The organism is Flavobacterium sedimenticola (genome assembly GCF_030053345.1).
In the GTDB taxonomy this organism is placed as follows: Bacteria; Bacteroidota; Bacteroidia; order Flavobacteriales; family Flavobacteriaceae; genus Flavobacterium; species Flavobacterium sedimenticola.
Window position 1 is genome coordinate 1 of record NZ_JASGBP010000012.1, and the last position, 20,926, is coordinate 20,926.

A 20,926-nucleotide genomic window follows, 5' to 3' on the forward strand; every position below is an offset into this window, starting at 1 on the left:
TGGGACGGGACATATAATGGAGTGCCGTTGCCATCAACAGATTACTGGTTTACGGTAGATTATCCGGAACAAGGAGTGATGAAACAGTTTAAGGCACACTTCTCGTTGAAACGATAATGAAACAACTTATAAAACAAAAACACCCGCTTATAACAGCGGGTGTTTTTGTTTTTATCCCCAATCAGGTAAAGCATTACGATGATTAATTCGCCATGTTCTGATTATGATTCGGCTGCTACCTTGCACGTGCTGAAGTATGGAATTGGGGAGCCCACGCTTAGCTGACTTATAGTATGTGTCAGAATTTGTTTAACTCTAGCTATATAAAAGAAAGACCCTTTGATTGTATTCATGACAGTCTACTTTTTTTAGTAGCTTTGGGTTAGGAGAGTTTGAGTATTTTTTTAGATTCAATTTAGTAAAGCAATCGGAGTATATTTTATTTTTATTAATAGTTTCAAACCAGAGTCTATAATGAGAAATGCACTCGTTTTATTGGGATTTGTATTAGTTGGTTGTCAGCGCGACCATTCAACTTTGAATGTTGTTGCTTCTTTGCCGGTAGACCTGAAAGAGGTTTCGGGAATTCAGATGAATCCTGATAAAAACGCCCTTTTTTTAATTGAAGATAGTGGTAACGATAACTTTTTATATCTGTTCGGATTTAATAACGGAAATTTAGTTGCCACACTTGTAGCAGCTGAAAATACGGATTGGGAGGATTTAACTTCTGATAAAGACAGCAATTTATATTTAGGAGACTTTGGTAATAATGACAATGATAGAAAGGACTTGTGTATTTATAAAATCAATCCGATTGCAAAAAATGATGTGATAATCCCTGATTATAAAGTCTCATTTTATTATCCGGAGCAAACTGAATTTCCACCTTCTAAAAAGGAATTGTGGTATGACTGCGAAGCGTTTTTTGAACGGAATGGTTTCTTTTATTTGTTTACCAAAAACAGGAGCAAAGGTTTTGACGGCACCACCTTAATTTATAAGGTACCGAATAAAGAAGGCCATCACGCCGCCCAACTATTAGGTAAATATAAAACCGGAGAAGACTATAATGATAGTGCAGTAACCGGAGCAGCCATTAGCCCTGACGGTTCTAAGTTTGTGTTATTGAGTCATAGTAAAGTTTGGTTGTTTGAACATTTTGAAGGCGATAATTTTTTGAATGGAAAGATAACGCAGTTGGAATTGCATCATTATTCTCAAAAAGAAGCGGTCTGTTTCAAAGACAACAGCACGCTTCTAATAGCTGATGAAAAAGACAAAAAGACGGGAGGTCGTCTTTATGAAGTCCGTTTAAAAAGTTTAGAAGCCAAACCCTAAGCCAAAGGCAATTCGGGCTTTGTCAAGTTCGCTTTTGAAATACGTTATTCGAGCGGTTACGACGCCTAACCCATTGAGCCATAAACCGCCGCCATAGGATTTGTGCCAAGTGTTGGAGTTTTCTCCCTTAAGCCATACCCGGCCATAATCAAATCCGCCTAGTATGCCATAGGACATTGGGACCAAGCTGCCTTTGATTTTGCCTAGACTCAACCGCAAATCGCTGCTGTTGAAGAACGATTGTTGGCCTAAAAAGCGTTCGTTTCTGAAACCTCTTAAATCATAATCACCGCCTAAAGTGGCCCCTTGATAGAACTCGAAGTTGTCATTTAGTATTGCTTTTCCTTTGAAAAGTGTGGCAAAAACGAACTTGCCATTTTTGTCGATTTTGTGATTGATATTCCATTTGGCTTCCAGTTCGGTGAAGTTTTTTCGGGTTTCGTTCAGGTTCATTTTCCAACCACCGGAGATTAAAAATCCCATGCCTAAAGTTGGGTTTGAGGCATTGTCATAATTCTCAAAACTGTATTGCAATTTTCCACCGGCAAACTGTTGGTATTCAAAAACCTCAGGATTCACAATCCCGGGAATATTGACAAAACGATTGGAGGTTTGTTCGACTTCTATATTTTCAAACGAGGTTTGGAATTTGACTTCACTGCCATATTTTCCAACCTTTTTAATAGACGGCTCTACTTTTATCATTTGGATGCGTACCCGATTATAATCCATGCCCAGCTCATCGTCATTATTAACTGTTTCATTACCGTGGCCAAAGTAATTGATGGCGAAGTTCGGGCTGGTAAAACGCGTGTCTAAATCAAAATCCCATTGCCCCAAAACTTTTGGAAACTTGGCCGAATAATAAAGTTCAAATCCGTTGGTGGCAAAGTAATAAAACGCTTTGAAGGTGTGCTTTTGGGTGTACGGATTTTGCTTGAAACTGTAGTGGGTATAGTTGAGCATCCCACCAATTTTAACGCCGTCATCCGGATTGTACCCCAGGCTCGGCAAACCGGTCCATGCATTGAATCTCGGTTTTTTATAGTCGTACAGATGGGTTTCATAATCATCGGTCAAAAGGGTTTTGGTCTTGTTGTCTGTTTCGAAAGTATTTGGTTTTGATTTAAAATCATAAATCAACATTTTTCTTCCGTTTTCAATGGTGTATTTGTCATGGTTTTGTCCGCCGATTAACCTAATTTTTATTGTTGATTTTTCGTTGCCGTTAACCTTAAAAACATCATCGTCATCCAAGCCGTATACCCAAACTTCGGTGGTTTGATGGCCCGAAAGGATTTTGGTTTGGACTAATTTGTCACCTTCTTTTTTGATTCGGAATTGCTTAATTTCAGTTTGGTTGTTGGCTTGGCGAGTGATTTCAAAACGGTCTTTGTCTTCGGTACCGACAATCACCACGGTTTTTTGCAATACGGCATAATATTCTGAAGCATATTGTGGTAAATCGTTCTTTCGGATTTTTAGTTTCGCTTTAATACTCTCAATCGTTTCATTCTGCATTTCTTTTGGCAAATTTCTGAAAGCGTTGGTGATGTCTTCTTCGGATAAATGATCCTGAATGTATTGGGCTTCTTTTATCCAATCGGCTTCTGTTGCCGTTTTCAGAAAAGTGATGTCTAAAGGATACGGCTCGCGATTGAACCATTTTACATTGCTGATTTTTTCTTTGAAGGTTTGCATGTGGCGCAAATCAGGAATGTTCATCACAATGGCCAATAAAGCGCCGTCGTATTTGGTAAACGCTTGATCTCGGTCGCGCGGAATGGGTTTGTAAAGGGTTTTGTCTTCACTATTGTATTCTCCCCAACGCCACTGGTCATAGTGTCGGTCCCAATCACCTATCAACATGTCAAACAAACGCGCTCGGATGTAAGCCCTTTCATCGATTTGGTTTTTTTCGCTCTTTTGCAGTTTTTTCAATACATCATTGGTACTGATAATCGCATCGGGATTCCCAAAAGATTTTAGGTCTTTCTGAGAATCCGTCGGGCGTTCTTCCACCAGGTATAATTCGTCGCCGAAAGTGTCATTGAATTTCCCCAAAGCATTCTGTTTAGGAATATAATAAAGCGCAGGATTGCTGTGACTAACGCCGATTTTGTCCGCTAAATCGGCTACGGCAAACGGGGTATACGGATGGGAAGTGGTGTAAAAGTCGAGTAAAAAATCCTCGGCATAGGTGCTTTCAAATTCCTTTTCCACATATTGGTCTTTGAACGCTACGGATTGTAAAAAACGCGAAGCACTTTTCTTCAGCGCACGCATTACATATTCTTTTCCGGCGGCATCTTTGAGTCGGAGCGATTTGGATTGGTGTCCGCCTCCGGCTCGCTCTGGTTTTAATCCGCCGAATAAAGTATCTAAATTGACCGTTTTCACGTCAACCGGAATACTGTAGTAGTCTCTGTAATGCTTGCCTAAAAACCAATTGTGAAACCAGCTTTTGGTAGTCATTTCTTTGGTATACACAGAAGCCGAAGTCGTGCTCGGGAATTCATTCGGGTAATTGACCTCTGACGTTTTTACTTTTTTATGGAGGGACGTTTGCCACAACAGTTTTTCGGTTTTGTTTTCAACCCCGAAAAAGCGGATGACCATTGCATCATTTTTGGCAATGGTAATCTGGGCGTAACCATTGCCGCCATACGAAAAGTCATTTTTGCCGACAGCACGCGCCGCTTCGGTTTTAGAGCCCGAACCGCTAATGATTTGGGTAATATTATTTTTCTCTAAAAACTGCAAATTATGGTCATGCCCCGAAACCACCACCACATTGTCTTGCCCTTGCAGCAAAGCCGTGATTCGCTTGGTGTACACTTGATAGGCTTTGTTTTGCAAATCTTGCGGGTTGATGCCTGAAGTCTTTCGGATAAGATTTAAAACGCTTCCGAGTATGGGTAAAGGGAAATGAGTTTCAAACGGGAACAACTGTTTTTCCCATGAAAATTGACCGCCATGGGTACCGTTACTCAGTAATGGATGATGGAGGGCGATAATTTTAATTTTGTCCTGATTTTTATTCAGCAAGTTTTCCAGTTCTTCAAAGAAAGCCTCGCGGGTTTTGATGTCACAATTATCGTTAATCTTTGGATGGTTTTCCCAATCTTCCAAAAACCACTGACTGTCAATGGTAATCAAAACTATATTTTTAGCTATTTTGAGGTCTTCGATGGCACAGTTCTTTTTAGGCTGAAAGGCATGAGGATCTTTTAAAAAGTCATTGACCTGTTGGGCTTCGGCTTCCAAACCCTCTAAACCGCTATACCAGTCGTGGTTTCCGGGAATAAAGAGGGTTTTGCCTTTGAAGTTTTTGGTGATTGCTAATTGGTTATTGATTTTTTTGGCGGCCGATTCATATTTGGGATGATTTTTATCGGCAGGCATTCCAACCGGATAAATATTGTCGCCCAAGAAAATCAGCGTGCTGTTGGCCGTGGCTTTTTTTAATCTTTTCTCCAAATTGAAAAGCGTGGCATTGGTAGTGCTGTCACCGGCATTTCCGGCATCGCCGATCAGGTAAAACGTATGTGCTGCATTTATCGTATCCGTTGTTTTTACCGTAACCGATTTATTGCTATTTTTGTTATATTGCGGTTGTTGTGTAGCGCACGACTGCAGTAAACCCATTAGGGTTACCACAGCTAAAAGTTTACCATATTCACGGGTAGCTGCTTGGGTACAGAACAATTTCATAACTTGGATTTTTTACTTTGCCAATGACAATTATAGAACAAGCCGAAGATTTTGTCTACAAATTACTCAAAGATAAGTTATCTGATTCATTTTTGTACCATAATTTTAACCATACGTTGTCGGTGGTTAATGCGGTAAAGACTATTGCAACGGCTCAATCGGTAACCGAACATGAAATGGAGTTATTGCTTTTAGCCGCTTGGTTTCACGACACGGGCTACATAAACGGTTGTGAAAAGCATGAGGCCGGTAGTGTAGTCATAGCGGAAAACTTTTTAAAGGAGCGAAACTACAATCCCGAAGATATAGCGGTCATCCGCACCCTGATTAATGCGACGATTAAAAGTCATAGTCCGACCACCCCTTTAGAAAAAATCATACGCGATGCCGATTATTTTCATTTGGCAGAGAAAGATTATTTGTCAAGTGCTGAATTCCTGAAGTTGGAGTTAAAGTGTACGCTGCACACCGATTTTACGGATTTAGAATGGGCTAAAGAGAATTTAAATTTTCTAACGAATCACCACCGGTTTTTTAGTGAATATGCCTTATTGCATTGGCAACCTCAAAAAGAGAAGAACATTCAAAAGATTCAAAAAAGAATCTACCAACTGGAAAACAACCTTATGGAACCACTAACCAAGCCCAAAAAGCAAAAAGAGAAAGAGGAACGACCGGACCGAAGCATTGACACAATGTTTAAAATTACCCTAACCAATCACATTCGTTTGAGTGAGATTGCCGACAGCAAAGCCAATATTTTATTGTCTGTCAATGCCATTATCATTTCCATTGCGCTTTCTACTATCGTACCAAAATTAGACAGTCCGGGCAATGTGCATTTGATAGTGCCTACTTTTGTCATGGTGCTTTTTAGCGTCATCAGCATTATTTTTGCGATACTTTCCACCAAACCCAAAGTGACTTCGGGCCAATTTACCCGCAAGGACATAGAAGATAAAAAGGTGAATTTGTTGTTCTTTGGTAATTTCTTTAAAATGCCCTACGAAGAATACCAATGGGCCGTGAATGAAATGTTGAAAGACAAAGAATATTTGCACAACTCCATGACCAAAGACTTGTACTATTTGGGATTGGTTTTAGAGCGAAAGTACCGTTTGCTTCGCATAACGTATAATATTTTTATGGTAGGCATCATTGTTTCGGTTATAGCCTTCGTGATTGCTTTCAGGCAGGCTCCGATGTAGGATGTTGGTGAGCCACTTTTACCCGAATGCCTTTTAATCCGGATATGCCTTGGAGTTCTTCTACTTCAAATTGCTCCACTTCGGGTTCTAAAATTTCTTTGAACTGTAAATATTTGATGTAATCGAGGTATTCCTTTTTTTCTTGGGTGTGGGAATAAACAATGGTGATTTTTTCTTTTTCGGTAATGCGTTCTTGGGTGCCTTTGATATAGGCTTTATCGATTCTCTTTTTTACCACTTCGTACCGCGCATTATAGGTTCCGTCAACGTCAAACCGTTTTTCGTCCATTCGAAAACGGATAGAGATGGGTGAGCTGAAAACCAAAATCAATGAAGTAACTTCCAAATGGTAAGGCAATTCGGCTTTCATTTGATGGTGTACGAGTTCCATCTCGCATAAGGTTTGCAACTGCCAAAGCCTTAAATTATTCAGATAGATTTTGTCAAAAGGCTTGTTGGGATCAATCGAGGCACCTATGTAAAGATTGTGTTCTACACCATCGGTTTTAAATCGTTCGTAATAATGAGGGAAAATCTGTTGGGCTTCGACTTGTTTTTCATCCAAAACAGCAGCCAATTTTTTATTGACTTTACTGAGCGCGTTGTCAAATTTTTTGCGGGCGTGGTAGAACATGCCCGTTTTCTCATCGATTTTTTCAAAATATTTTTTAATAAGGGCTTTGCTTTCTTCCGGAGCATTTTGAGGATGGATGATCGGATGAATTTCCGATTCAATGTAGCGCTGCATAATTTGTTCCGTATCGGCTTTTAAGGGCAAATCCAATTCCCTTCGGAAAGACTCCAATTCAAATTTTCTTTGCTCCAATATCATCAAGTTAGCGTTTGATTTCAGACTTTCGATGATTTCAATTAAGGTGTCGAGCTGCCTTTGTAAATCGAGTTTTACGGTTTGATTGCGGTGTTCCGAAGAACCTTTGATGTCAATTTCGCCAAAGAGCGGATAGACTTCTTTGAAAACAATTTCCTTGAAGACATATTCTTTGGGTTCACCCGAATTTCTCAAGTATTTTTGGGCTTCTTTTCGGAATTTCCAATACACACTGGAATGAATGGACGTATATTCTTTTTGAATGATGGCTTCAATTTGGTTTTGTAAGTCCATACGGTATCGGCTCATCGTGTCGACCAAGTAAGGCAGTATCAAATCCAGTTTGTTGGCATTGATGCTGTTGAGTGCTCTTGGTTTTTCTGAGGCCAACTCGAAAACGCCTAACAACTCATTCCCTTTTACTATAGGTGCCATAATGCAACTTTGAATGTTTTGACTCGATAAGTGTATGGCAAACAGCTCGTTTCCTTTTTTTTCGGCAAAATGATTTACATTGGAAATGATAAAGACTTGATGATCTTTGATGACGCACTTGAAAAAACAATCATAAAGTTTTTTTCCGCATTCGGCTTCTTCGGCTTCATCGAGGATCAGACTTTGCAAGTTTTTTTTGCTGGTGTTGGGACGAATGAATTTTTGTTCTTCGGGGTCAAAAATGGTGAGCCCAATTTTTAAATCCGGTATTCTGAAGATGGATCTGAAGATGGATTGAAAGTCTTCTTCCAGCTGTTCATCGTGGTTGTCGGCCGCTTTTAGCAAATTGGTTTTCAGTGTTGAAACCGAACTTTCGGTGGTCGCATCAAAGAGTTGTACTATTCCGAATCCCTTTAAAATCCAACTTCCCATGGGGAATTTTTCTTTCCAAAGAGCAATGTTATCAAAGTTGTCTATCAGGCGGTCTATGTCTTCTTGTGTCAACGGAATAGCATCCGCTGTAGGGATAATTTCCACAAAATCGGCATTGTATAAAATGCGGTAATGTTTCATGACCCCGTTTCGGTCGGGGATGTCATAAAAAAGCGGGTTGTTGAAATCAAGATTTTGCTTGTAATAATCGTTGAGAATAAGACAACAATTCATGATGTAAAAAAGATCGTCTTCAAAATCTCGGATGTTCATATCAAAATCGACACCGGCATCGTCCAGAATTTTTTTAAAACGTTCTGTATAGTTGAAGGTAATGTTGTGAAAAGGTACCGCAACCGCTTTGATTTCATTATGCGTCAGTGCCGTCGGAAATAGATCGGCCAAGAGGTTCTTGATTAAATCTTGGTGCTCTTCGATTAAAGATAAGTCTTTGATCCCCGATCTGAATTGGGGTAATTTTTCAATTTCTTTGAGTAATGCTTTGGCATAATTGGCACGATAATCCACATTAGATTGAGCAATACGTTCCAAACTCTCAATCAACTTATGGAATGAAATCTGAGTGATAAAGGGTGTTTCGTATTGTTCTAATTTTCTTTTCATTGTTAGCAGTAAAACGGTAGGATAAAGGTAAGGCAATATTTGAGAATGGGCAATGGAAGTTTTGAGTGGTATAAATATTTCTTTACAGTGCTCCGTCAAACCCTTAATTTTACCTGCATCGGGGTTCCGTTTTGATCTATCGACGAACTTTGAGGTGTTTAGTTCAATCCTTTGTCCATCAATTGTAACTCTTAAGTAGATAGGTGTTAAGCCATCTTTGCTGGATTTTGCACTCTTTGCGTAAAAGAGTATTGACATTTTGTGCTTCATTTTGTGGTGACTTTTAGGTTCTTTAATTTAACTTTTTGCCAGTTTTGACACAAGATGTACATTTTGTGAACACCTTATTTTACTGGCTCTCCCGAGAAATTCGGTTACCCTAAATTTGAAATTTCTCGGGTAACCGAATTACTCACCAACAATTTGATTTTTAATGAATAATTTGACTAGAAGTAAAAAGATAAAAGCCTGTAAATCATACGATTTACAGGCTTTTGGTTTAAAATAAAGTAGTTTTTGTGGAGTCGGGGAGAGTCGAACTCCCGTCCAAACAGGCAACTAAAGAGCTTTCTACACGTTTAGTCTTTGATTGAATTTTCGACACCGGGCTATGCCAAAGACCGCAACCCGATGCTTAGCTCTGTGCGTGTCAGAAAGGATTTAGAGCCTTACCTTTCCTAGGTTTACTTTTACGGTTCCCCTTGACCAGCCGCCATAAACCAAGGCTTCTGAGGAGAATCCAGCTTTCCGACCTTGTCGGAACATGGCTCATCGTACTAAACTTCGGATTAAGCAGCTAAAGCGTAATTATTTTCGCCGTTTATAGAGTTGTACCTTTGGATTTACGAGCTAAAAGCACAAAGCTCGACGTGCTTACCATTCAATTCGACCTGCTGTCAAAACCAGTCGACCCCAGTATGTTTGCTGATTCAGCAAAAATCAGACCACAAAAGTAGTTTTTTTATACGATATGCGAAAAGAAAATTATTCCTCGCCCGATTCGTTCATTTTGAACGGGTAATCGCCGAAAAGGGAGGCTATTTTTTTGGTTTGATAGGTTTTCTTGGTGTACTTGTTGGATAGGGTAATGATGGTTACTTTTTCTTTTCGCAGCGTAATCATGGATGAAGTGTTGCCGTGCCACCAGCCGTTGTGGTAGAAAAAAGGTTCTCCCTTTTCGAACTCGATTATACGTACTCCTAGGCCGTAATTGCGTAGGCCTTTGGCTTCATAGCTGTAGCCTTGATAGACTTTTTTGAGCAACTCCGGATTGAGAAAGAACGGCGCGTAGCGTGCCACATCAAACTTGAGCAGGTCTCGTGGCGTAGAATAAATATTTTTATCGCCATAGATTCCATCGAGGTAATCGGTGCCAATCTCCACATTATTGCCTTTGTAAGACGGCACAATATGGTGTTTGTCTTTTTCGAAATCGCACACATAGGTATGGGTCATGCCCAGCGGCGTGAAAATCATTTCTTTCATGGCTTCGGGATACGAAAGACCGGTGATTTTTTCGATAATCAAAGCCAAAACGGCATAGTTGGTATTGCAATAGCTGAAATGGGTATCGGTTTTGGTTTCAAGCGGTATTTCTTTTTCGACCATTACCTTGATGATGTCTTGGTTGGTGAGTAATTTTTTCGTATCCCAATTGTTATTTTCATAAGTAAAGTAGGCATAGTTTTTCATACCGCTGCGGTGGTTCAATAGGGTTTGAATGGTCACGTCGGGATACGGAAAACTGTCAATGATGGTATTTACTTTTTGTTCCAGTTTGATTTTTTTAGCATCGATAAGCATGAGCACCGCTGTAGCGGTCAACATTTTGCTTACCGAAGCAATATGCAGCGGGGTATCTTTGGTTATTTTTTCGTCTTTTTGCTTGTTGGCATAACCCATATAATTCTCATAAATAATTTGCCCGTTCTTCGCTACCAAAAAACTGACATTGTCGTTTTTCTCCGACCAGGTTTTTTCGAAGAACATCGAAACCCCATATTTTTTATCGTTGATAAACGATGGAGAAAGTTTAGGTAACGGTTCTTGCAATGGTTGCATGACCGGGATACCGTTTTTATTTATTTTGATGACCCCTTCGGCTGTTTTTTCTTGTTTGGAACACGAAACGGTCAGCAAAAGAGATGTGGAAAAGAGTAGGCTGTATAGTGGGTTTTTGAAGTTCATTTTTAAAAATTAGCGAACCACAAATATACTTATTCAGTATAAGGATATCGAATTAAACCGACAAAGCTATCAACAGTTTTTTCACAATCTTATTTTCTGAAAAAAGTTTTGAAAACGTTTTCGTTACCCTTACTTTTGGGGCACAAAATACCATACCATGAAATTCGGAATTATAAAAGAAAGAAAGAATCCGCCCGACAGAAGAGTTGTTTTTACCCCGGAAGAATTAGTGCGATTACAACAAGAACATCCGGAAGCTGAAGTAGTGGTGGAAACATCGGATATTCGAATTTTTTCGGATAATGCCTACCGCAATTTAGGTATTACCGTAAGTGATGACCTGTCGGATTGTGATGTGTTATTTGGCGTGAAAGAAATTCCGACGGATCATTTGATTCCGAATAAAAAATATTTTTTCTTTTCGCATACCATCAAAAAGCAGGCACATAATCGAAAATTGCTGCAAGCTGTTTTAAACAAGAATATTACCTTATACGATCATGAAACCATAGTAGATGCCAACAACAGAAGACTCATCGGTTTCGGACGTTATGCCGGTATCGTTGGGGCCTACAACGGTTTCAGAGCCTTCGGAATCAAATACGAATTATTCACCTTGCCCAAAGCCGAAACACTAACAGGAAAAGATGATTTGATTGTTCGGTTGAAAAGGCAAATTTTGCCCAACATCAAAATTGTCTTAACCGGTCACGGAAAAGTAGGTATGGGTGCCAAGGAAATTTTAGACGGCATGAAAATCAAGCAAGTTTCCGTAGCCGATTTTTTGACAAAAGTCTACACCCAGCCGGTTTACACTCAGATTGATGTTTTGGATTACAACAAACGTAAAGACGGACAGGTTTTGGACAATCAGGACTTTTATCACAACCCTCAAGACTATGTATCCGACTTTGAGCGATTTACCAAAGTAGCTGATATTTTTATGGCCGGGCATTTTCATGCCAATGGCTCCCCTGATATTTTAACCCGTGAGATGTTGAATGCTCCCGATTGTAAGATTAAAGTGGTGGCCGATATTTCCTGTGATGTGGATGGTCCGATAGCATGTACTATTAAAGCATCGACTATAGCCGAGCCGTTTTTCGGGTATTTGCCGAGCGAACACAAAGAAGTACCCTACACACATCCGGGTTCTGTTATGGTGATGTCGGTTGACAATTTGCCCTGCGAATTGCCTAAAGATGCCAGTGAAGGCTTTGGCGAAATGTTTATGCAACATGTCATTCCGGCCTTCTTTAACGGCGATAAAGACGGTATTTTAGAACGGGCTAAGATTACCGAAAACGGCAAGCTCACGCCGCGTTTTGCCTATTTGCAGGATTATGTGGAGGGTAAGTAGGCCCCATTTATTTTAAATAACACCAAACCTTTCGGGAAGATAAGCCGGAAGGTTTTTTTTATTCCTAACAAGATATTTTTATCTTTAGCAAAAATAATTTTTATGAAAAATACGTTCACTTTTGTTTTGATGTTGTTGGTGTTTTCCGCAAAGGCACAAACGCTGCAATCGCCTTCCAAAGAAATCACCCTCCGTTTTTCCATAAGCGATAGCGGAACACCACTGTATCAGCTTGACTATAAAAACAAGCCGGTAGTTTCAAAAAGTATGCTGGGAATTTATCTCAAAGGGAATACCGATTTGGCGGCCAATTTTAAAATTGATAACGTAAAAACCACCACTTTTAACGAAACCTGGCAACCGGTTTTGGGAGAGCAATCGAACATTGTAAATCATTACAATGAATTAACGGTGGCTTTGTCTCAAAACGGAACCAACCGAAAACTCAATATAATTTTCCGATTGTTTGACGAAGGAATGGCATTCCGTTATGAATTTCCCAAGCAACCCCATTTGAATTATTTTATCATCTCGGATGAAAAATCAGAATTCAATGTAACCGGTAATCACAAAACGTTTTGGATTCCGGGCGATTTTGACAGTCAGGAATACGCTTACAACGAAACTAAGATTTCGGATATTAATACGGATAAAATCGATTTGAATAACGGTATCGGTTTAAAGTCGATAGCCGGCAAGTTTGTAGTGCAATCACCTTTGATGATGAAGACCGATGCCGGACTCTATCTCAACCTATTCGAAGCAGCTGTAGTGAATTATCCCGTAATGCATTTGGATGTTAATCCGCAAACCTTTGCTTTTACCTCGCGTTTGGTGCCCAATGCGATAGGTGACAAAGCTTATTTGCAAGCGCCTTGTGTTTCGCCTTGGCGTACGGTTATGGTGAGTGATGATGCGCGAAAAATTGTGAGTTCAAAGATGATTTTAAATTTGAATGAGCCCTCTAAAATTGACGATACCTCCTGGATCAAACCGATGAAGTATGTTGGCATATGGTGGGAAATGCATGTGGGCAAATCGACTTGGGATTATGCGGGAAGTCAGAATGCCCAAAATACCGAATCCCAAGAGCTGATTGCCAGTGGCAAACACGGGGCGACTACCGCCAATACCAAACGCTATATTGATTTTGCCGCCAAACACGGGTTCGATGGGGTTTTAGTGGAAGGTTGGAACGTAGGTTGGGAAGATTGGTTTGGCAACTGGAAAGAAGAGGTCTTTGATTTTACCACGCCGTATCCCGATTTTAATTTGGCCGAAATTAATGCTTACGCCCAATCGAAAGGGGTAAAAATGATTATGCATCACGAAACGTCCGGTTCGGTGGCGAATTACGAAAGACATCTAGACCGCGCATTGGAATTGATGAAGCGCTATGGTTATCCGGCTGCCAAATCGGGTTATGTGGGTCGGATTATACCCAGAGGTGAATTCCACGACGGACAAACGATGGTTAACCATTTTAATTTTGTAGCCCGTAGATTTGCCGATTATAAAATGATGGTGAACTCTCATGAAAGTTCCCGTCCAACCGGTTACCACAGAACCTATCCCAATTACATTGCCGCCGAAGCAGCTCGCGGTAATGAGTTTAACGCCTGGAGTGTGGGTAATCCGCCTATGCACGAAACTATTTTGCCGTTTACCCGATTGCTGGGCGGCCCAATGGATTATACCCCGGGTATTTTTGAAATTAAAATGAGTGCCTATGATAAAACCAAAAAGGAGCAGGTACATACGACATTGGCCAAACAGTTAGCCTTGTATGTAACGATGTATTCTCCGTTGCAAATGGCCGCCGATTTACCGGAGAATTATGAAAAATATCCCGATGCTTTTCAATTTATCAAAGAGGTAGCTGCAGATTGGCAGGAGAGTCGCTATTTGGAAGCCGAACCCGGTGATTATATTACCGTAGCGCGTAAAGCGAAAGGTTCCGAAAACTGGTTTTTGGGGGCTATCACCGATGAAAATGCAAGAAGTACCGAAATCAAACTCGATTTTCTCACACCGGGCAAGAAATACAAAGCGGTTGTTTATCAGGATGGTAGCGATGCCGACTGGCAAGAAAACCCTAAATCATATGCTATAAAAACTATACAAGTAACGGCAAAGTCAAAAATTAAATTACATTTGGCTAAAGGTGGCGGAACCGCCATTTCATTTACACCTGTTAACTAAACCAAACCAAAACTAAATTATGACTTCACAAAATTTAAAAACCAACTGGGCACAGTTTATTCCGTTAGTAACGGTATTTTTCTTCTGGGGATTTGTTGCGGCGAGTAACGATATTTTAATTCCCGTTTTCAAAAAAGCATTCGATTTGACCCAAGGTCAAAGTCAGTTAGTTTCCGTTGCTTTTTATGTGGCTTATACTGTTGGCTCCATTATTTACATGATTATTTCCTACCTTACTAAAGGCGACTTGATTAACCGAATGGGATATAAAAATTCTTTGGCTTTGGGCTTGGTTATTTCGGCTTTGGGAACGCTGTTATTTTATCCGGCAGCGAATTCGGGTTCTTTTACGTTAATGTTATCCGGGCTCTTTATTGTAGCTTTAGGCTTTTCATTACAACAAACGGTGGCCAATCCGTTGGCGATAGCTCTCGGCCCCATCAAAACGGGTTCTCAGCGCTTAACGATGGCGGGCGGCATTAACAATTTAGGAACGACCATCGGACCACTAATTGTAAGTTTTGCCATTTTTGGTTCGGCTACTTCCGAAAATACCGATATGAGTATTGAGAGTGTAAAAATACCTTATCTGGTTTTAGGGGCGGCCTTTTTGGTAGTGGCTGTATTGTTGAAGTTTTCATCGTTACCCGATAAACCCGAAGCTGTTGTAGAAGCTGAAGGTGATGTAAGTACCTCCAGAAGTTCCGCATTGCACTATCCGCAATTAATTTTAGGAATGATTGGGATATTTGTTTATGTGGGTGTAGAAGTTTCTACGGCCAGTAACTTACCGGCTTACATGGAAACCGGATTGGGATTTGAAACCAGTAAAATAGCGCCGTTTATTTCGTTGTACTGGGCCAGTTTAATGATTGGTCGATGGACCGGAGCGGTAGAAGCTTTCACCGACGACATGAACACGCAAAAAATACTTCGATTCATAGCGCCATATTTGGCTTTTGGCGTTTTCTTGGCGGTGAACAAGTTTATGGATCACGATTTGACCCCGTTTTATGTATACGCCTTGATTATTTTGGTGTTGATTTTTGCCGATATGGCCAGCAAAGGAAATCCGGCCAGAATGTTGTTGATTTTCTCCGTTTTAGGAATCACGGCTTTATTAATCGGAATGGCTACTGACGGTATGGTGAGTGTGTATGCCTTTACCAGTGTTGGGTTATTCTGTAGTACGCTTTGGCCTTGTATTTTTACACTCGCCATTAGTGGATTAGGAAAGCACACCAGTCAGGGTAGTAGCTTCCTGATTATGATGATTATGGGGGGCGGATTGGTGAGTTGGTTACAAGGTTATGTAGCCGATATTACTACCATTCATGCCAGTTACATAGTGGGTGTACTTTGTTTTGCGTACATGGCATTCTATGCTTGGAAAGTTTCGGGCATTTTAAAAAGTCAGGGTATCGATTTTGATCAAAAGATTAGCGGAGGACACTAACAGTAAGTAGCTTTTATAAAATCAAAAATCCCGCATCGTATACACTTTGCGGGATTTTTTCATCAAAACCTAACCAAAAACAACTAACTAATCTTTATCTTCTATTTTGGCTTTTGTGCCATCTGCTTTATAGTAGTAATACGCTTCATCATCATTGTAGTTTGACGTGTAATCGTTGTAATGATACACATTACTTTGATACACATACGCATCATTTCTCCATCCTTTAACACTTCCGATAGTGTCTACAATGTCACCTCTGCGGTTGTAGATGATTTTCATGCCTCCTATTTGTGTTAAAGCAAATCGATTGTAGCGCATATACACACTTCCGATTCGGCTTACTCGGTCACGGCTGTCGTAGTTGATAAAGGTGTTGCCCACTCTTCGTACGCGTCCGAAGCTGTCATGTTCAATTCGGATACCGTAATTGATTGGTCTTCGGGCCACTGCAACGGTGCCTCTTTTTCCGGCCGTGCGGTAAAAATAGTCGCCTTGGCTGTCTTGCGGACGGGTGTTAAAATCAAAATCTCCGTTTGGAAAAACAAAAAACTCAACACCTCGTTCCATAAATGAGATTGACTCATCAAAGCTGTATCTCGTTCTTTTTTCCTCGTCAGAAGTTTTCATTACTTCTGAAGCCTTCGCCATATTTCCTAACAGTAAAACAGTGGCTACTAAAAAGGTAATTTTTTTCATAATCAATAGAATTTGAGTTTTGCTTACTCTTCCGATTTTCAGCTTCTTCGAACAGTGAGTATCGCTGTTGTTTCGATTATTCCAATTGATGTGCCAAAACACGAAAGTAAATTCTTAAGGTTTGATTAAGAGGATGTAACCTGCAGTAAAACAATTTGTTATAAGAGGATTCTTTTCGTAAAAAACAATGGTGCTCCTAGTGGATTTGTATAAAATAATAGTACATTTGCTATCAAATTTTTAAAGAAAACTAATTGTTACAACGAATACTTCAATGAAAAACCTACTCTTTTCATTTTCTTTCCTCTGGCTATGTGCCACCGCCAACAGTCAAGAATTTATTCCGTATTATGCCGAAGTGGCCGACCAAGTTTCGGATGCCAACATCTTAACCCATTTGACCCAATTTGAAAACCTAGGGGTAAAACGAAGAGGCACTGCCGCATTGCAAAATACTTTGGATTGGCTTAAAACAAAGTATACCGGTTATGGGTATACAGCCTCACAAATGCAGGAATACAGTTTTACCAATGGAGCTTACACGTGTAAAAATTTGGTCGTGACCAAAGTCGGCACCCTATATCCGAATACCTATGTTATTCTATGCGGACATTACGATACCATTACCGGAAAAGGAACTAATGATAACGGCAGCGGTGTAGTGACCATATTAGAAGTCGCGCGTTTGTTGCAAAGTATACCGACCGAATATTCAATTAAGTTCATCAACTTTAGCGGAGAAGAAGACGGATTGGTCGGCAGTCAGCATTTTGTTTCTTCAGTGGTCAACGGTACTTCTCCTAAAATGAACATCCGCTTGGTGTTTAATATAGATGAAGTAGGCGGTAGAGCCGATATGACTAATGATACCATTACGTGCGAAAGGGATACCGGAAGTCCGACGTCTAACAATGCGCTTTCCAACACCTTCACCAATGAATTAATCAATTGTGTACAGTTGTATTCACCCTTGAATACCTATTTGTCGTATGCCTATGCTTCGGATTATATGCCTTTTGAGGACAACAATGAAATTATCACCGGCTTCTTTGAAAAAAATGAAACCCCGTATCGCCATACCGCCAATGATTTGTTGGTCAATATGGATCCGGAGTACGTATATAATATTGCCAAAGCGGCCATGGGTGCCATGTTGCATTTTGCCGTAGCGTCAACCTCGGCATTGTCGAGCGAATCGTATCAGAATTCCCGTCAAGTAAGCTTTTATCCGAGTCCGGCCAAAGAGGTTTTACACATTAACATGGGTACGCTGACCGATACGCGTTATTCGTTTTCGATGCTCGATTTGCAGGGTAAAGTTGTTTTAACAAGAGACGTTGAAAATCCGAGTATGATAGAAACGGTTTCCCTTTCGGGATTGTCTAAGGGAATGTATTTGGCGGTGTTGCAAACCACTACTGAGCGCATTACCAAAAAAATACTAATCGAATAATAAAGAAATTTTCATCAAAAAAAGCCTTCCGATTGGAAGGCTTTTTTTATAGTTTTTCTTTGAGATATTGCGCGGTAATCGACATCTTGTTGTTGACGATTTCCTCGGGCGTTCCCACGGCTAACAGTTGGCCACCGTTTTCGCCGCCTTCGGGTCCTAAATCGATAATCCAATCGGCACATTTAATCAAATCCAAATTGTGCTCGATGACAATAATGGAATGTCCTTTTTCGATTAAAGCATCAAAAGACGCTAATAATTTTTTGATATCGTGAAAATGCAATCCGGTAGTGGGTTCGTCAAATACAAACAGCGCTTTTTCTTTGGTTACTCCTTTCACTAAAAAAGAAGCTAATTTGATACGCTGTGCTTCGCCACCCGAAAGGGTAGAAGACGATTGTCCCAGTTGCACATAGCCCAAACCAACATCTTGTAACGGTTGTAGTTTTTGGATAATTTTGGTTTGCTTGTGTGTGTTGAAAAATGCAATAGCATCGTCTATGGTCATAGTCAAAATATCGTCGATGTTCTTACCTTCAAAAGTCACTTCCAGCACTTCTTTTTTGAAACGTTTGCCGCCGCAGGTATCGCAAGGCAATGAAACATCGGCCATAAAGACCATTTCTACATTAATAGAACCTTCCCCTTTACAAGTTTCGCAACGGCCGCCATCGACATTAAAAGAGAAGTGCTTGGCCTGATAACCGCGGACTTTAGACAGCTTTTCTTTGGCATACAAATCCCGAATATCGTCATAAGCCTTGATGTAGGTCACCGGATTGGAACGCGAACTACGTCCGATTGGATTTTGATCGACGTATTCGATGTGTTTGATGTGTGAAAAACTACCCGTTAATTCGGTGAACTGTCCGGCTTTGTCGCCAACACCTTCCAGCTTTTTTTGCATGGCGGGAAATAAAATTTTCTTCACAAGCGTACTTTTGCCGCTACCCGAAACTCCGGTAATTACCGTGAGGCTTTCCAGCGGAAAGGACACATCTATATTTTGGAGGTTGTTTTCCCGAGCGCCTTTGATTTCGATGTAATTATTGGATTTTCTTCTTTTTTTCGGAATGGCAATTTCGAGTTTTCCATTTAAATAATTCGCCGTTAACGTATCGGATGCTAAGATTTCGTCAAAGGTTCCTTCGGCAACCAATTCACCACCAAAGGTTCCGGCTTCCGGTCCGATATCGATAATTCTGTCGGCCGCTTTCATAATATCTTCATCGTGTTCTACCACGATAACCGTATTGCCTAAGTCGCGCAAATTTTTCAATACTTTAATCAGTCGTTCGGTATCTTTCGGATGCAAACCGATACTGGGTTCGTCCAAAATATACATCGAACCGACCAGACTGCTTCCCAATGAAGTCGCCAAATTGATACGCTGGGATTCGCCGCCCGAAAGTGTAGCGGAGTTTCGGTTTAAAGTGAGATAATCCAAACCTACATCACTCAAAAAGGCCAAGCGATTGTTGATTTCAATCAAAAGACGTTTCGCCACTTTGGCATCATAGTCCGATAGTTGCAATGCGGCAAAAAACGGAATCAAGCGCTTGATCGGCATGTCCACCAATTCGGATATGGTTTTTCCGCCTACCGAAATATAATTGGCTTCTTTACGCAAACGCTTGCCTTTACAGGTGGTACATTTGGTTTTGCCGCGATAACGGGACAACATCACGCGGTTTTGTATTTTATAGTTTTTTTCTTCTAATTCTTTGAAAAAGTCATCCAATCCGGTGAAGAATTTGTTTCCTTTCCACACCAACTCTTTTTGTTCTTCGCTGAGCTCAAAATAGGGTTTGTGAATCGGAAAATCGAATTTGTAGGCATTGTTGACCAACTGATCTCGATACCAACTCATGCTTTCGCCCCGCCACGGGAAAATGGCATTTTCATAAACAGACAACGCCGTGTTGGGAATGACCAATTCTTCATCAATCCCGATGATGTTGCCGTAACCTTCACAAGTAGGGCAGGCTCCGTACGGATTATTAAAGCTGAACAAATGGATATTTGGTTCTAAGAATGTCATGCCGTCTAATTCAAAATTGGAACTGAATTCCAATCGTTTTTGCGTATCGGCGTTTTGCAAATAACAAATCCCTTTCCCTTCAAAGAATGCCGTTTGTACGGCATCGGCTAATCGATTGTAAAAATCGTCATCCGCCTCAGTATCGGTGTTGATTACAATTCGGTCAATAATCAACAGTATGTCTTTGTTGTCGAGTGCATGTTGATCGATTTGGTCCAAGCGTACCATTTCGTTTTCTACCAAAATTCGGGCAAAACCTTGTTGCAACAGCACTTTGAGCTTGTCTTCAAGTTTTCGGCCTTCTTCCAAATGGATTGGTGAAAGCAATAGCCAACGGGTTTCTGTTTCAAAGGTTTTAACGGCATTTACCACGTCTGTCACAGTGTCTTTTTTGACCTCATTACCCGAAACCGGTGAAAATGTTTTGCCGATACGGGCAAAGAGAAGTTTCAGATAATCGTAAATCTCGGTTGATGTTCCTACAGTCGAGCGCGCATTGGTGGTATTCACTTTTTGCTCAATGGCAATGGCCGGAGCAATTCCTTTGATGTATTCTACTTTCGGTTTGTCTAAACGACCTAAAAATTGACGAGCATAGGAGGAAAGGCTTTCCACATAACGACGTTGCCCTTCGGCATATAAGGTATCGAAAGCCAAACTTGATTTTCCCGAACCCGAGAGGCCGGTTATCACCACCAATTCATTGCGCGGAATGGCAACGTCTAAATTCTTTAAATTGTGAATTTGCGCTCCTTTAATCAGGATGTTTTTTTTAGGCTCTAAGGTGGCAATTTCTGTACTTTTCATGGCAAAAAAGGAATGTTGGCAAAGATAATCATTTCTGAAGAGTGAAATGCCATGGAACGAACTACATTTTTTAAGTTTTATATTGACTACTTCAAAATGAAACAATATTTTTACCTTCTGTTAATGACAAACCAATTT

General features: G+C 40.5%; 12 protein-coding genes, 1 other RNA gene and 1 pseudogene. 7 read left to right on the forward strand and 7 right to left on the reverse strand.

From position 1 onward, the window contains the following. On the forward strand, positions 1-117 hold a 117-nt coding region (locus tag QHT84_RS13470; protein WP_283239877.1), incomplete at its 5' end, for a T9SS type B sorting domain-containing protein. Positions 118-474: 357 nt separating this feature from the next. Next, the gene (locus tag QHT84_RS13475; RefSeq protein ID WP_283240097.1) at positions 475-1,341 is read left to right on the forward strand and encodes a hypothetical protein; all 867 of its coding nucleotides are present in this window, start codon (positions 475-477) and stop codon (positions 1,339-1,341) included. Here the strand turns inward: QHT84_RS13475 and QHT84_RS13480 are convergent. Continuing rightward, positions 1,324-5,055, reverse strand: a complete 3,732-nt coding sequence (locus QHT84_RS13480; protein ID WP_283240098.1) for a metallophosphoesterase — start codon at positions 5,053-5,055, stop codon at positions 1,324-1,326. The two genes, QHT84_RS13475 and QHT84_RS13480, sit on opposite strands and share 18 nt — an antisense overlap. 23 nt (positions 5,056-5,078) lie before the next feature. Between QHT84_RS13480 and QHT84_RS13485 the strand changes: the two genes are divergently transcribed. Beyond that, positions 5,079-6,263 carry a Pycsar system effector family protein gene (locus QHT84_RS13485; RefSeq protein ID WP_283240099.1) on the forward strand — a complete coding sequence of 395 codons (1,185 nt, stop codon included), beginning with the start codon at positions 5,079-5,081 and terminating at the stop codon, positions 6,261-6,263. Here QHT84_RS13485 and QHT84_RS13490 read toward each other — a convergent pair. The 4 genes and pseudogenes from QHT84_RS13490 to QHT84_RS13500 form a co-directional block, all read right to left on the reverse strand. Further along, the gene (locus QHT84_RS13490; RefSeq protein WP_283240100.1) at positions 6,244-8,583 is read right to left on the reverse strand and encodes a GAF domain-containing protein; all 2,340 of its coding nucleotides are present in this window, start codon (positions 8,581-8,583) and stop codon (positions 6,244-6,246) included. The two genes, QHT84_RS13485 and QHT84_RS13490, sit on opposite strands and share 20 nt — an antisense overlap. Positions 8,584-8,697: 114 nt before the next feature. After that, positions 8,698-8,853 (reverse strand): annotated as a pseudogene (locus QHT84_RS14165) (site-specific integrase); the annotation flags it as partial. Positions 8,854-9,099: 246 nt separating this feature from the next. Beyond that, positions 9,100-9,497: a transfer-messenger RNA gene (gene ssrA / locus QHT84_RS13495) on the reverse strand. Between the two features lie 70 nt (positions 9,498-9,567). Next, on the reverse strand, positions 9,568-10,770 hold the full coding sequence (locus QHT84_RS13500) for a serine hydrolase domain-containing protein (protein WP_283240101.1): 1,203 nt from the start codon (positions 10,768-10,770) through the stop codon (positions 9,568-9,570). A gap of 157 nt (positions 10,771-10,927) precedes the next feature. Between QHT84_RS13500 and QHT84_RS13505 the strand changes: the two genes are divergently transcribed. The 3 genes from QHT84_RS13505 to QHT84_RS13515 all read left to right on the forward strand — a co-directional run bounded on the left by QHT84_RS13505 (position 10,928) and on the right by QHT84_RS13515 (position 15,788). Then, on the forward strand, positions 10,928-12,130 hold the full coding sequence (locus QHT84_RS13505) for an NAD(P)-dependent oxidoreductase (RefSeq protein ID WP_283240102.1): 1,203 nt from the start codon (positions 10,928-10,930) through the stop codon (positions 12,128-12,130). Positions 12,131-12,232: 102 nt separating this feature from the next. Further along, complete coding sequence (locus QHT84_RS13510; RefSeq protein ID WP_283240103.1) at positions 12,233-14,332, forward strand: glycoside hydrolase family 97 protein; 2,100 nt, start codon at positions 12,233-12,235, stop codon at positions 14,330-14,332. A gap of 19 nt (positions 14,333-14,351) precedes the next feature. Beyond that, complete coding sequence (locus QHT84_RS13515) at positions 14,352-15,788, forward strand: MFS transporter (protein WP_283240104.1); 1,437 nt, start codon at positions 14,352-14,354, stop codon at positions 15,786-15,788. Between the two features lie 87 nt (positions 15,789-15,875). Here the strand turns inward: QHT84_RS13515 and QHT84_RS13520 are convergent, their stop codons facing one another. Further along, a complete protein-coding gene (locus QHT84_RS13520; RefSeq protein ID WP_283240105.1) occupies positions 15,876-16,487 on the reverse strand; it encodes a hypothetical protein in 612 nt (203 codons plus the stop codon). A 274-nt stretch (positions 16,488-16,761) separates the two neighbouring features. Here QHT84_RS13520 and QHT84_RS13525 point away from each other — a divergent pair, with 274 nt between their 5' ends. After that, positions 16,762-17,940, forward strand: coding sequence for a M28 family peptidase (locus tag QHT84_RS13525; RefSeq protein WP_283240106.1), 1,179 nt, complete (start codon positions 16,762-16,764; stop codon positions 17,938-17,940). A 46-nt stretch (positions 17,941-17,986) separates the two neighbouring features. Here the strand turns inward: QHT84_RS13525 and uvrA are convergent, their stop codons facing one another. Further along, a complete protein-coding gene (gene uvrA, locus QHT84_RS13530) occupies positions 17,987-20,788 on the reverse strand; it encodes an excinuclease ABC subunit UvrA (protein ID WP_283240107.1) in 2,802 nt (933 codons plus the stop codon). Positions 20,789-20,926: the final 138 nt, after the last annotated feature.